Source organism: Occallatibacter sp. (assembly GCF_049510455.1).
In the GTDB taxonomy this organism is placed as follows: domain Bacteria; phylum Acidobacteriota; class Terriglobia; order Terriglobales; family Acidobacteriaceae; genus Telmatobacter.
Genome location: NZ_JBEKYX010000059.1, coordinates 38127 through 51381, shown reverse-complemented (window position 1 = coordinate 51381; position 13255 = coordinate 38127). Strand labels below are relative to the sequence as shown.

The window sequence follows — 13255 nt, the reverse complement described above, 5'->3', positions numbered from 1 at the left end:
TCAACGCCATATTGCTGGAGCGCAGGGCAAAGCCATCATCTTCTCCACGCACCGCATGGATCAGGTGGAAAAGCTCTGCGACTCCATCTGCCTCATCAATAAAGGACAGGCAGTCCTTACCGGCCGCGTTCGCGAAATCAAATCCCGCTATCCGCGCGACCGCGTCATCATCGAGTTTGAAGGCGACGCCTCTTTCCTGCAAAGCTCCGAAATCGGCATGGCCAACAACTACTCGGGCCACGCCGAGATCCAGCTCAAGCCCAACGGCGACGCGCAGAAGCTTTTGCATGAGGCCGCCGCCAAAGCCAACATCTATCGCTTTGAGCTCGTCGAGCCATCGTTAGAAGAGATCTTCATCCAGACCGTGGGAGGCAAAGCCGATGCGTAATATTCTGCTCGTTGCAAAGCGCGAATACCTTGAAGGCGTTCGCGGACGCGCCTTCCGCATGTCCACCATTCTCGTCCCCGTCGTCTTCGCCGTCATCATCGCCGTCGCTGTCTTCGCAGGCAAAAACTCCGGCGTCGGCAAGCATGTCCTCATCGCCACCACAGACAGCAAGCTCGCTGCCGACATTCAATCGCAACTCACCGACGACAAGGACTCCAAGACCACCGTGGATGTGATCGTTCCATCCTCGCCGTCCGAACGTGACAGCCTTGTCGCCAAGGTGCGTGAAAAAGAGATTGACGGCCTCTTCTGGATCGACAGCGCCGTACCCAGCAAAATCACAGCCACATACATCTCCACATCCTCCGGTGACATCGTCATCGGCAGCCGCCTGGAATCCGCGCTCAATCACGCACTCGCAGCCGAGCGCCTCACCGCGCGCGGCATGAGCAAGGCGGAAGTCGATCTCGTCATGAAAACCGTCACTGTAGACACCATGCAGGTGGACAAGGGCGGCAAGGAAGTCAAAAGCAACGGCCTCGGCGCCTATCTCAAGGGCTACATTATGGGCATCATGCTTGCCATGACCACCATGATTTACGGGATGAACGTGGCCCGGTCCATTATTCAGGAGAAAACCTCCCGCATCTTTGAAGTCATGCTCGCCTCCGTCAAAGCCAGCGATCTTCTCGGTGGCAAGCTCCTTGGCATCGGTGCCGTCGGCCTCACGCAGCTCGCCATCTGGGCTGTCGCCGCAGCGGCTCTCGCCGGCTCTGCCTTTGCCGCTCCCGTGCTCAGCGGCCAGCTTTCCATTCATGTGTCCATCACGGAAGGCCTTCTCTTCGCGGCATACTTCATCCTCGGCTATCTGCTCTATGCCTCGCTCTTTGCCGGCCTGGCCGCGAGCTGCGAGACTGAGCAGGAGCTGCAGATGTACACGCCGCTCGCCGCCGTGCCCATCTGGCTCAGCTTCTCGCTCATCTGGCTCATCATCAACAATCCCAGCTCCTTCTGGTCCATCGCCGCGTCGTTGTTTCCCGCCACCGCACCTATCGTCATGATGCTCCGCATGGGCGCGCAAACCCCGCCGGCGTGGCAGTTCGCCGCTTCTCTTGCCATCATGGCTATCAGCGTCTGGGCCGTTCTCTGGGTCTCCGCGCGCCTCTATCGTGTCGGCATCCTCATGTACGGCAAGCGCGCCACGCTGCCAGAGCTGCTCCGCTGGCTCCGCTACAGCTAGGAGTGCATTGGTTAAGCAAGATTGGTAGGCCGGGGATTTATCCCCGGCAATCTTGAGGGAGTGATGCGGGGGCTTTAGCCCCTGATGCATGCTTTTCTCCACACCTGCACCTTTTACAATCAACACGTGAGCCCAGGCGCGGAAAAATCATTCACCTTCACCCAGCGCACTCTTCTAGCCATAGTGCCGCGCATCGTGCAGGCTCTCCTCTGGCTAGTCGGCCTCACCTGGCGCTATGAAGTCATCGCGCCCCCCGGTGTCACACCACTCATCGAAGGCCGCGGCGCAGGCTCCCAAGTCTTCTGCTTCTGGCACCAATGCGTTCTTCCTTGCGCGCATTACTTCCGCCGCACCGGCGCAGTCATCCTCATCAGCCGCAGCTTCGATGGGGAACTCATCACTTGCATCCTGCGCCTCTTCGGCTTTAATGCTGTGCGCGGCTCCAGCTCCCGCGGCGGCGGCGAAAGCCTGATCGGTCTCGCTCAAGTCTTAGAAAACGGCATGCCTGCCATCTTCACCGCAGACGGCCCGCGCGGCCCCATTTATCAAACCAAAATGGGCCCCATCAAACTCGCCCAAATGAGCGGCGCGCCCATTGGAGCCTTTCACCTCGAACCAGAACACGCCTGGAAACTAAACTCCTGGGACAGTTTTCTCATTCCCATGCCCTTCACCCGCATCGTTGTAAGCTGGGGACCATGGACACACGTCCCCACTGAGCTAGCGCCAGATCAATTCGAGCCAAAGCGCCAAGAACTCAATGCCGCCATCGAAACCGCCCGCCTCCGCGCACTCGCGCACCTCGGCAAGGTGCAATCATGAGCAACCTTCGCATCTCCGACTTCGACTTCCATCTCCCACCGGAGCTCATAGCGCAACAGCCGCCGGAGACCCGCGGCGCAAGCCGCATGTTAGTCATGGATCGCCAAACAGGCGCACTCTCTGACAAGCTTTTCGCCGATTTCCCCTCACTCTTACAGCCCGGCGACCTTCTAGTCCTCAACGACAGCCGCGTCATCCCCGCTCGCCTCTATGCCCGCCGCACGACAATTCGTGATCGCGAAGCCGCAACAGGCCGCATCGAAGTCATGCTCACCGAGCCGCAAGGCAAGAACCGCTGGCGTGCTCTCGTAAAGCCCGGCCGCAAAGTCGCCATCGGCGAAATACTGGCCTTCCCCGCAGCCGACGGCAGCATCGCACTAGAAGCCGAAATCCTCGAACGCGGCGAATTCGGTGATCGCCTCCTACAGTTCGCACCGTGCGCCGATTTCTTCGCTGCATTAGACCGCATCGGCCACATGCCTCTGCCGCCTTACATACACCGCGATGACGCCGACACCGACCGCGAGCGCTATCAGACAGTTTTCTCGCACGAACGCGGCTCCGTAGCCGCACCCACCGCGGGCTTGCACTTCACGTCACAAATCCTCGAAGCCATTCAATCCCGCGGCGTAGAAGTCGTCCGCATCACTCTCCACGTCGGACTCGGCACCTTTGCCCCACTGCGCGTTGAGCGCGTCGATGAAGTCCATCTCCACCGCGAGCGCTACACTCTCAGCGCAGCAACCGCCGCCGCCATCAACAAAGCCCACAGCGAGTCACGACGCATAGTAGCCGTAGGCACCACCACCGTCCGCACGCTGGAACACTGCGCTCTCACAGCCAATGGAGCCCCACTCCAACCCCACTCCGGCAGCACAGAAATCTTCATCTCCCCCGGCTTCAAATTCCAGCTCGTCAGCGCACTTCTCACCAACTTCCACCTCCCGCAATCAAGCCTGCTCATGCTGGTCAGCGCCTTTGCAGGCAGGGAGCAAGTACTAGCCGCCTACAATCACGCCGTCGCATCTAACTACCGCTTCTTCAGCTACGGCGACTGCATGTTCCTTCACTGACACTCTTCGCTGATAAACTCTGTAGCGTGTCAAACAGCGAGCTAGCCCGAGCAAAAGAACCCGTCTTCCTCCTCGATACCATGGCGTTCATCTTCCGCGCCTATCACGCCATGCAGCGCTCGCGCCCCATGTCCACGCGCTCCGGGCTGCCTACAGCGGCCACATTCGTCTTCGTCAACATGATCAAGAAGCTGCGCCAGGACTTCTCACCGCATTACTTCGCAGCGGTCTTCGATGTCAGCGGCAAAGTCTTCCGCGATGAGCGCGCCCTCGCCATCGGCACCCTGCGCAAGTGGAGCGCCAAGTCGCAGAGCTTTGAAGAAGTCAGCTACGACGGCTACAAAGCCAAGCGCGAAGCCATGCCGGAAGACCTTCGCCGCCAGATTCCCTACATCCGCCGCTCACTCGAAGCCTTCCGCATTCCCATCCTTGAAGCCGAAGGCTTCGAAGCCGATGACGTCATCGGCACACTCTCCTGCCGCGCCTCCGAGCAGGGCTACGACGTCTTCATCGTCTCCGGCGACAAAGACATGATGCAGCTCGTCAACCAGCGCGTAAAGATCCTCAACCCGCAGAAAGACAACCTCATCCTCGACGCCGACAAAGTCACCGAAGTCCTCGGCGTGCCTCCCGACAAAGTCATCGACGTGATGGCCCTGCGTGGCGACGCCATCGACAACGTGCCTGGCGCGCCCGGCATCGGCGATAAAGGCAGCGTCGATCTCATCAAGGAATTCGGCACCGTCGAAGCTGTTCTCGACCGCGCCGCCGAGGTCAAGCGTAAAAGCTATCGCGAATCTCTCGAACAAAACCGCGAAGCTGTGCTGCTCTCCAAAGAACTCGTCACCATCCACTGCAACGTGCCGGTCCCGCTCGACCTCGAAGCCATGGAAACGCAGGACCTCGATCTCGAAGCCTGCCGCGAGCTTTTTACGGAGCTTGAATTCACCTCCATGCTTCGCGAACTAGCTCCCGCGCCGCAGCAGTCACACACCGAACTCATCGACGCACCCACAGATGAGCAGACAGCAGCCTTTTACGCCGCCGCACGCCAGCATGGCTTCGCTCTCGCACTCGACGCCGCCGAACCCACATCCATTGAGCAGGATGACGATACTCAAGAACCACTCAATCTTTCCTTGCTGGAAGCAGTCGAAGAAGCCGAAAAGAAAAAGCACTTCACCATAGGCGTCTCCGCAGAGCAGGGAATCGCTCTCGCTCTTCCATTAACGCCAGAGCTGCGCACACTCCTCGAAGACGCTGCCGTTCCCAAGCGCACCCACGATCTCAAGCTCGCTCTCCACGTTCTGCATGGCGTTGGCATCACCCTCCGCGGCCCCGCGGACGACACCATGCTGCTCTCGTACGCGCTCAATCCCACACACGCCACGCAGACCCTCGCCGATGTTGCCGCACGCAGCAACCAGCCCGCGCCAAACTCCCTACCAGCCGCCGCATCCACCATCAACGCACTCGTCCCCGCTCTCCGCGCATACGTTGACGAGCTTGAACTCACGCGCGTCTACACCGAAATCGACCTGCCGCTCGCGCCCGTCCTCTATCGCGTTGAGCAAGCAGGCATCCGCATCGACAAAGCCGCTCTAAACGGCCTCTCCACGCGCTTCGCGTCCGAAATGGAACGAACCAGCTCCCGCATTTTTGAGCTTGCCGGCAAAACCTTCAACATCAATTCGCCAAAGCAGCTCGGCGTAGTGCTCTTCACAGACATGGGCTTGCCCGCACCCGCCGCACGCGGCAAAAGCAAATCCATCTCTACCGCGCAGAACGTCCTTGAACAGCTCGCGGAAGAGCATGAACTCCCGCGCCTCGTGCTCGAATTCCGCCATCTCTCCAAGCTCAAATCCGTCTACGTCGATGCGCTTCCGCAACTCGCCGATGCCGACTCGCGCGTCCATACAACATTCCAATCCGCTGCCGTTGCTACAGGCCGCCTCTCATCCATCAATCCAAATCTCCAGAACATTCCCGTCAAAACAGAGCTTGGCCGTGAGATCCGCGCCGCCTTCATCTCCGCGCCAAACACAGAGCTGCTCTCCGCCGATTACTCGCAGATCGAACTCCGCCTTCTCGCGCACTTCAGCGGCGACCCGCTCCTCACGCGTGCTTATCAAAACGACGAAGACATCCACACCCTCACCGCCAGTGAGGTCTTCGGCGTGCCCGCTGACCAGATGGACAAAGAAACGCGCAATCGCGCCAAGGCCGTCAACTTCGGCATCGTCTATGGCATCTCACCCTTCGGCCTTGCCACGCAACTTGGAATTCCGCAGGCTGAAGCCAAGGCATACATCGATCGCTACTTCGCCCGCTATCACGGCGTGCGTGAATTCATCGACAAGACGCTCGCCGAAACGCGCCGCACCGGCAGCGTCCGCACCATGTTCGGCCGCCTGCGTCCCATTCCCGACATCGAAAGCCGCAATCCCAACCAGCGTGGCTTCGCCGAGCGCACAGCCATCAACACGCCGCTACAGGGCACAGCCGCTGACCTCATTAAACTGGCAATGATCTCACTCGACCGCAAGCTCACCGAGCGCAAACTCAAAACCCGTATGGTTCTTCAGGTCCACGACGAACTTATCTTTGAAGTCCCCGCAGACGAACGCGAAGAAATTGCCGTACTCGTCCGCGCGGAGATGGAAGGTGTGGTGCAACTCAACGTGCCCATCGTCGCGGATCTAGGCTTCGGCCCCAACTGGCGCGACTTGTAAAGGCGCGCATTAGAAATCAACTAAACTCCCAACTCCGCCCGAATCGCGTCCGCAATCGCATCCGCATTACGCCGCATAGCCTCTTCGCTCTCCGCCTCGATCATCACGCGCGCCAGCGGCTCCGTGCCGGAGTAGCGAATCACCACCCGCCCCGTATCGCGCAACTCTTCTTCCGCCGCACGAATCTTCTCCGCCACGGACGGAATCGATTCCAGCGGCTTCTTCTCGCGCACATTCACATTCACAATCACCTGCGGATACACCTTCAGATCCGCGGTCAGCTCATCGATACTCTTGCCGCTGCGCACAATCAGATCCAGCGCCACCAGCGCCGTCAGCAGCCCGTCCCCCGTAGTAGCCAGGTGCGGAAACAGCACATGCCCCGACTGCTCTCCGCCCAGCGCCGCATTTTCCTTCTGCATCATCTCCAGCACATAGCGGTCGCCAACCGGCGCGCGCAGCATCGTGATCCCTGACCGTTTCAGCGCAGCCTCCAGCCCCATGTTCGACATCGTCGTCGCCACCACCATGTCGCCCGTCAGCAACCCGCGCTCCTTCATATCGCGCGCGGCAATCAGCAGAATCGCATCGCCATTGATCACCTTGCCTTGTGAATCCGCCAGCATACAGCGGTCCGCATCGCCATCAAAAGTCAGGCCCAAATTCGCGCCGCGCTCCTTCACCTGCTTCGCCACCCACTCCGGATGCAGCGCGCCGCATCCATCGTTAATGTTGCGTCCATCCGGCGAGATATTCATCAGCTCCACCTCGCCGCCCAGCGGACGAAACAGGCTCGGCGCAATCGCGGCAGCGGCTCCATTCGCACAATCCGCCACAATCTTCATCCCATCCAGCTTCAGGTACTGCACAGCCTTCAGCAGAAAATCAATGTAATCCAGCTTGTATGCGGAGTTGCCCTTCACTGGCTCCAGCGTTGTGTGATCCGGCACAGCCATCGTGCCTATGCGCTCAAAAATCTCTTTTTCAATCTCCAACTCCACCGCATCCGGCAGCTTGAATCCATCGCCGCCAAAAAGCTTGATGCCGTTATCGCGCCACGGATTATGCGAGGCGGAAATCACCACGCCCGCGTCGAAGCCATGCTTGCGCGTAAGAAAAGCCACCGCAGGTGTTGGCACAGTTCCCGCGCTTTCCACCTCCGCGCCCGCCTCGCTCAGTCCTGCCGCAATCGTCGCGGCAATCCACGGACCTGACTCGCGTGTATCGCGTCCCAGAATCACCCTCGGGCGCTCTGTCTTCGCGCTCAGCGAGTGTCCCAGCGCAAGCCCCGTTGCATAAATCGTTCCCGGATCCAGCGGCGCCTCGCCCGCAACTGCGCGAATTCCATCTGTCCCAAATAACTTTCGTGCGCCTGTGCTCATCGTCTCCGTCTCGATTTCTGTGTCGCTTGCGTTACGTCTTCTACGCGACTCGTAAAATGCCCATCGCCAAGCCGTGTCTTCATCGTCTCGCCTGTCTTCACCTGTGCAGTAGACCGAATCAGCTTGCCCTCCGCATCTGTTACCAGCGCATAGCCGCGTTCCAGCACTGCCAGCGGAGAAAGCGATCGCAGCCGCGCCGCCAGCCCATCCAGCCGAGCTCGTCTCGCATCGATCGCGCGCTCCAGTACTCGTTCCAGCCTGGCCTGCCCCGCGGCAAAGTTATGCCGCGCCAGCGCAATCCTCTGTCGCGGGTCATGTCTCAGAACCGCGGCTCTCAGTGCATCCACACGCCGCCCCCGCTCGCGCATCTGCGCGTCCACAGTTTCGGTCATGCGGTCTGCCGCATCGTCCAGCCGCTGCTCCAGCCTATGCAGCAGCATCGTCATGCGCGTCTCTGTTCCGCTCACACTCACATGCGCCATGCTCTGCCGCGCCCGCAATAATTGAAACTGCATGCCGCGCTCGAGCCGCTTCTCCAGCCGCTCCACATGCTCGCCCACTTTGTGCTGCGCCTCTGTAATCAGCTCTGCCGCGGCAGAAGGAGTAGGCGCGCGCAGGTCAGCCACAAAATCCGCAATCGTGAAATCCGTCTCGTGCCCCACGGCGGAAACCACCGGCACACGCGAGCCTGCAATCGCCCGCGCCACGCGCTCGGAGTTAAAAGCCGCCATGTCTTCAAGCGACCCTCCGCCGCGCGCCAACACAATCACATCCACCAGACTGGAATCATTCAGGTACGCAATCGCGGCTTCAATCTCTTCCGGCGCGCTCTCGCCCTGCACCGTTACCGGGTACAGCAGAATGTTCAGTCCGCTGTGCCGCCGCCCCACAATATTGAGAATGTCGCGGATCACCGCACCTGTCGGCGAAGTCACAATGCCCGCGGTCTGCGGAAAAGCCGGGAGCGGCCGCTTGCGCCCCGCATCAAAGAGCCCTTCCTTTTTCAGCTTCTCTTTCAACTGCTCGAATGCCACCTGCAGCGAGCCCGCGCCCACCGGCTCCATCGTCTCCGCTACAAGCTGCATCTGTCCGCGCTGGTCGTAGATGCTCACGCGTCCGCGCGCCAGCACATGCAGCCCATCCTCAGCGCGAAAGCGCATCAAAGCCGCCTGCCGCCGGAACATCACCACCGGCAGTTGCGCCTCCGCATCCTTCAGCGTGAAGTAAAGATGTCCTGAAGCCGCGGGCCGAAGGTTCGAAATCTCGCCCTCCACCCACACATCGGCAAACTCGCGCTCCACCAGCTCGCGCGCCCGCCCCACCAGCTCGCGTACCGGCCAGATGCGCCGCCCCGCTCCCGCATCTTCGCCCGCATCTTGAAAGATCAGGGCAAGCTGTCCCGCCTCTGGCTCGCGCAGCATCATCTTTTCGAGTGTAATTGTTGGCACGCTCTTGCTTCCGGCACGCTCATGCTAGCGCGCCGCGATCATCGCCCGCAGCTGTTCCGCAATCTTCACAAGCTGTTTCGCGTTCTCGGGGTCCGTGCCGTTATCGCCGGAGTAGAGAATCTCTGCCTCGCGCGCAAGAACCGTACCTTTGGTCAGCCCGAATGTGCCCAGTACTCCGGCCAGTTTGTGCGCGGCACTATTCGCCTCCGCGCGCTCGTCGTCGGAGAGCTCCCGCCCGGCCAGATTCCGCGCCGCTTTCTGAAGAATCGCCACGCGTTCTTCCATCGTGGGCAGATACTGCTTCCACAGCCGGTTCAGCGCATCAACCATTCCGGACTGTTCCGCGTTTCTCGTAGCCATCGGTCCTCAGCTCCAGCCTTCGGCAAACCCAGAGATGCTGAATTCAGAAGCCACTATATCTGAGTTTCGCGGCCTCGCAATCATGTCTACAGTTAGATGCAGCAAAAACATTCCGCAGCGGCCACCACTCAAGCTGCCTGCAACCGCACGTGCCTTATCTAATTTTTGCTCCAGGAACCAATTTCAGAATTCCGGTCTAAGTCTCCCAGCCCAGCACCGCTGCAATCGCTCCTGGCAGCGTCAGCGGATCAAACGGCTTGGTCAGCACCCCGGCCACTCCCAGCGCCGCCAACTGTTCGCGTTCGCTGCTCTGCGACTTTGCCGTCAGCAGCACTACTGGAATCGCAGCCGTCTTCGGATTCTGTTGCAGCGCAGCAAAGGTCGCGCGCCCATCCATCCCCGGCATCATCACATCCAGCAAAATCGCCTCTGGCTGCAGGCTTTGCGCCCGCTCCACGCCTTGCGCGCCGGAGCTGGCCGTCGCCACTTCCCAGCCTGCAACTGTCTCGAGACTCAGCGCCGCAACGGCGCGGATGTCGTCCTCGTCGTCGATGATCAGTATGTTGTGGGGCATTGGCTTAATTGTCTTCTATCTTTTCGATTGCGGCAACAGCTTCCGGTTCCATTTTTCTTTCAACGCGCCGCCACGGCAGAAAAAAGCGAAATGTCGTGCCGCGCATCGGGTTGCGCTCCGCCCAGATGCGGCCGCCATGCTGTGTCACAATTGTCCGGCAAATAGCCAGTCCCAATCCCGTGCCGCCCTTCTGCCGCGAATCCGATGCATCCACCTGCCGGAAGCGATCAAAGATCGTCTCAAGCATCGCCTGGGGAACTCCGCGTCCCTCATCAATCACGGAGATCGTTACTCCCGCATCTTCCACACGCATCATCACGGAAACCGACGACTTGGCCGGCGAAAACTTGATCGCGTTCGCCAGCAGGTTCGTCAACACCTGCGTCAGCCGGTCCGCGTCGCCGGAAATCTCCGCCCGCACCATGTCGTGAATCAGCTGTATTCCCGCGGCGTCCGCAACCGGCTGCACTCCCTCAATCGCCACCTGCACTATCTCCGCCAGTTGCACAGGCTTGAGTTCTACCGCATCGCTGCTGTGCTGAATTTTCTCGAGATCCAGCATGTCGTTAATCAGCCGTATCACCCGTTCAGAGTTGTTCAGCGCAATGCGCAGCAGGTTGTTTCCCTTCTCGCTGATCTCGCCCAGCATTCCCGAGGAGAGCAGGCCCAGCGCTCCGCGAATCGAGGTCAGCGGCGTCCTCAGCTCATGTCCCGCAGTGGCCAGAAATTCGTCTTTCATGCGGTCCAGCGCATACCGCTGGCTGATGTCGCGAAAGCTCAGCACCGATCCCGAAAACTGCCCGCGCTCAAAGATCGGCGTAAAGCCATACTCGCCCGGAAACTCCTTGCCGTCAGAGCGCGCCATCGTCGTCTCGGCCGCATGCGGCGCCGTTCCCGCCGTAATCTCGCGCAGCGGGCACTCCGTGCCGCATTGTCCTGCCGGGTGCAGCAGCTCATGAATCGGCTTTCCCGTCATGCTGCTGGCAGATGCGCCCAGCAGCCGCGCCGCGGCAGGATTCGCGAATGTCACGCGTCCGCTTCGGTCCAGCCCGCAGATTCCGTCCGCCACCGCATTCAGCAGAACCTCCTGCTGCTGCGTCAGATCGTCCGCTCGCCCCTGTTCGCGCTTGCGCGCCAGCAGTTGGCCCAGTGACGCCGCCACTGCCTCGGCTGAAGCCAGAGCCTCCACATCCTCGCGCAGTTGCCGCCGGCAATAAAACTCCAGAACCGCCAGCACGCTGTTGCCCACGCGCACCGGAATCGCCCATCCCGACGCCATTCCATGCCGAATCGCAGTGGCAATACGAGCGTCTTCCGCTGCTTCGGTCAGGTCGCGAATCCACACCGTGCGGCCCTTGGCCAGCGCTTTGCCCGCAAGCTCGCTGCTCGCCACCGTCTGCAGGCCCATGCTCTGCCGAATCATGCTCTCCGCGGGCAGCTCCGGCGCTCCCCACGCGGTTGAGAACACCAGCCGGTTCCATACCGCATCCGTCTCCCACAGCACGCCCAGGTCCCACTCCTGCGTTACGCACAGCACCTCCAGCACGCGCTCCGCCGCTGTGGCCAGCCCGGAATTCTCTGCCATAATCTGGCTCACGGCCAACTGCAGCGCCAGCCGGTGCTCGCGCTGTTTCTGCTCCGTCACATCGCGCAGCAGGCAGCGCACAGCCAGCGAATTTCCCGCCTTCTGCCGCCGGCTCAGGCTCAGCTCCAGCTCCAGCACTCGCCCATCCTTCGTGGGATTCCGCAACAGCACCCGGTCTGACGCGTGCCCATCCAGCGCATCGCGAAACAGTTCCTTTACATACGCTCGGCACTCCTCGTGGAAGACATCCGCAAAGAAGCCGTCCACCATCAGCTCCTCCGCATCCCTGCCAAAGCTCCGCTTCCACACCGGATTCGCATACAGAAACTGCCCGCTGGGGCTCAGCGTCGCAATCATCTCGCTCGAGTTTTCAAACAGGTCGCGATACCGCTCCTGGGACTCCCGCGTCGCCTGCTGTTGCTCAATCGTTGCCGACTGGTCCAGCCCCACTAACACCAGGCCGCGTATCGTCCCCTCGGCGCCGCGCAGTGCGGAAACCTGCAACATCACCGGAAATGTCGAGCCATCCTTGCGCCGGCAGCGGGTCTCAGCCGTTGGAACCTGGCTGGGCGCAACCTCGCTAATCGCACCCACTACCGCTGTCCGCCGTTCCTGTGGCCCCGCGCCTGGGTCAATCGAAGCGCCGCGCAGCCGAAGCAACTCTGTCGCAACGCGCCGTCCTTCTCCCGGCGCAAGGATTTCAATTGTCTGCTGCCCCACCAGCTCGGATGCGTAATAGCCCAGCAGCCGCTCCGCCGCCGGGTTCACATGCAGAACCGTTCCATCCGTACCGATCACAACCACCATCGAGCCGGCAGAATCCACAATCTCGCGGAATTCAGGCTCCGCGAGATTGCGAGACGTTCTTTCTTCTTTTTTCCAGAACGCCATCGCCGCCCGAGCCTAAGGAAGTACTTGCTTGATATGCATGAACAACAGGAAATTCAGCAGCACGGAAAGAACCAGCAGCCCAATCAGCATCGCCGCAAACAGATTCACCTTGCTGCCCATCGCGCGAAGGTCTTCCATCAGCTCCTGCTGCTCCATCGTGTTGCGGTCCGTGGCCTCTTTCACCATCTCCAACTGATCTTCCACACGCTTCAGCGTCGTATGGTGTTCCGCCACCTTGCTGCGCACGTCGTGCTGCAACAATTGAATCTCCGTCAGTTGGGTTTCAATCGGCGCCAGGTCCACCTTCGCCGGCGGCTGCGGTCGCGTAGTAAGCAGGTTGCTCACCACCGCCAGCAGATTTCCCTCAAGCAGCGGCAGCAGATTCTTCACCACCGGCAGCGCCTGCCTCAGCACAGACAGCGCCTTGTGCCCGCCGCCCTGATTCGACTGCTGCGTCTCATCCGCGGCTCCCAAAGGCCGTCCCAGCCCCACCGCGCGGCCCAGGCCCTTGACCTTGCCGCCTAAGGCGCCCGCCAGCGGAGCCCCATTCAGGCTTCGGCCTACCGGCGCTCCAGTCATTTGAGCAGCATCTCTACTGGCCGCGTCTCTATTGGCCGCATCTCTGCCAGCCGGCTCACGCGCGTCAAAATCCTGCCCGATCGCATCCACGCCGCTCAACTCCCCACCCATCTCGCGTCCCGGGTCTCCGTTCAGAGTCGTGTTCGTCTTGATGAAATGCCCCGTGTGGCTTCTGCTCATG

The 13255-nt window shown here is 60.8% G+C and carries 11 protein-coding genes; 5 read left to right on the top strand and 6 right to left on the bottom strand.

Going from position 1 to position 13255, the window contains the following annotated elements; translation table 11 throughout:
• Positions 1 to 55 precede the first annotated feature (55 nt).
• The 5 genes from ABSG47_RS12495 to polA all read left to right on the top strand — a co-directional run bounded on the left by ABSG47_RS12495 (position 56) and on the right by polA (position 6255).
• The gene (locus tag ABSG47_RS12495) at positions 56 to 388 is read left to right on the top strand and encodes an ATP-binding protein DrrA1-3 family domain-containing protein (RefSeq protein ID WP_424170041.1); all 333 of its coding nucleotides are present in this window, start codon (positions 56 to 58) and stop codon (positions 386 to 388) included.
• Positions 381 to 1628 (top strand): ABC transporter permease, encoded by a 1248-nt coding sequence (locus ABSG47_RS12490; protein WP_424170022.1) that lies wholly within the window; start codon positions 381 to 383, stop codon positions 1626 to 1628. The genes ABSG47_RS12495 and ABSG47_RS12490 overlap by 8 nt, the downstream gene beginning before the upstream one ends.
• 84 nt (positions 1629 to 1712) lie before the next feature.
• A complete protein-coding gene (locus ABSG47_RS12485) occupies positions 1713 to 2450 on the top strand; it encodes a lysophospholipid acyltransferase family protein (RefSeq protein ID WP_424170021.1) in 738 nt (245 codons plus the stop codon).
• Complete coding sequence (gene queA, locus ABSG47_RS12480; RefSeq protein ID WP_424170020.1) at positions 2447 to 3523, top strand: tRNA preQ1(34) S-adenosylmethionine ribosyltransferase-isomerase QueA; 1077 nt, start codon at positions 2447 to 2449, stop codon at positions 3521 to 3523. Before ABSG47_RS12485 ends, queA begins: the two co-directional genes overlap by 4 nt.
• A gap of 26 nt (positions 3524 to 3549) precedes the next feature.
• Positions 3550 to 6255 (top strand): DNA polymerase I, encoded by a 2706-nt coding sequence (polA, locus tag ABSG47_RS12475; protein ID WP_424170019.1) that lies wholly within the window; start codon positions 3550 to 3552, stop codon positions 6253 to 6255.
• 20 nt (positions 6256 to 6275) lie between these two features.
• Here the strand turns inward: polA and glmM are convergent, their stop codons facing one another.
• The 6 genes from glmM to ABSG47_RS12445 all read right to left on the bottom strand — a co-directional run bounded on the left by glmM (position 6276) and on the right by ABSG47_RS12445 (position 13254).
• Positions 6276 to 7637, bottom strand: a complete 1362-nt coding sequence (gene glmM / locus ABSG47_RS12470) for a phosphoglucosamine mutase (protein WP_424170018.1) — start codon at positions 7635 to 7637, stop codon at positions 6276 to 6278.
• Positions 7634 to 9085 carry an exodeoxyribonuclease VII large subunit gene (gene xseA, locus ABSG47_RS12465; RefSeq protein ID WP_424170017.1) on the bottom strand — a complete coding sequence of 484 codons (1452 nt, stop codon included), beginning with the start codon at positions 9083 to 9085 and terminating at the stop codon, positions 7634 to 7636. Before xseA ends, glmM begins: the two co-directional genes overlap by 4 nt.
• A gap of 24 nt (positions 9086 to 9109) precedes the next feature.
• Positions 9110 to 9445: an Hpt domain-containing protein gene (locus tag ABSG47_RS12460; protein WP_424170016.1), complete on the bottom strand. Its 336-nt coding sequence runs from the start codon at positions 9443 to 9445 to the stop codon at positions 9110 to 9112.
• Between the two features lie 196 nt (positions 9446 to 9641).
• Positions 9642 to 10019 (bottom strand): response regulator, encoded by a 378-nt coding sequence (locus tag ABSG47_RS12455; RefSeq protein ID WP_424170015.1) that lies wholly within the window; start codon positions 10017 to 10019, stop codon positions 9642 to 9644.
• Positions 10020 to 10023: 4 nt separating this feature from the next.
• Positions 10024 to 12495 carry a PAS domain S-box protein gene (locus ABSG47_RS12450; RefSeq protein WP_424170014.1) on the bottom strand — a complete coding sequence of 824 codons (2472 nt, stop codon included), beginning with the start codon at positions 12493 to 12495 and terminating at the stop codon, positions 10024 to 10026.
• Between the two features lie 12 nt (positions 12496 to 12507).
• Positions 12508 to 13254: a tropomyosin gene (locus ABSG47_RS12445; RefSeq protein ID WP_424170013.1), complete on the bottom strand. Its 747-nt coding sequence runs from the start codon at positions 13252 to 13254 to the stop codon at positions 12508 to 12510.
• Between the last annotated feature and the right edge of the window lies 1 nt (position 13255).

Coding starts and splice junctions, on each gene's coding strand:
- ABSG47_RS12495 (WP_424170041.1), top strand. CDS start 56: ATGGATCAGGTGGAAAAGCTCTGCGACTCCATCTGCCTCATCAATAAA.
- ABSG47_RS12490 (WP_424170022.1), top strand. CDS start 381: ATGCGTAATATTCTGCTCGTTGCAAAGCGCGAATACCTTGAAGGCGTT.
- ABSG47_RS12485 (WP_424170021.1), top strand. CDS start 1,713: ATGCATGCTTTTCTCCACACCTGCACCTTTTACAATCAACACGTGAGC.
- queA (WP_424170020.1), top strand. CDS start 2,447: ATGAGCAACCTTCGCATCTCCGACTTCGACTTCCATCTCCCACCGGAG.
- glmM (WP_424170018.1), bottom strand. CDS start 7,637: ATGAGCACAGGCGCACGAAAGTTATTTGGGACAGATGGAATTCGCGCA.
- ABSG47_RS12460 (WP_424170016.1), bottom strand. CDS start 9,445: ATGGCTACGAGAAACGCGGAACAGTCCGGAATGGTTGATGCGCTGAAC.
- ABSG47_RS12455 (WP_424170015.1), bottom strand. CDS start 10,019: ATGCCCCACAACATACTGATCATCGACGACGAGGACGACATCCGCGCC.
- ABSG47_RS12450 (WP_424170014.1), bottom strand. CDS start 12,495: ATGGCGTTCTGGAAAAAAGAAGAAAGAACGTCTCGCAATCTCGCGGAG.
- ABSG47_RS12445 (WP_424170013.1), bottom strand. CDS start 13,254: ATGAGCAGAAGCCACACGGGGCATTTCATCAAGACGAACACGACTCTG.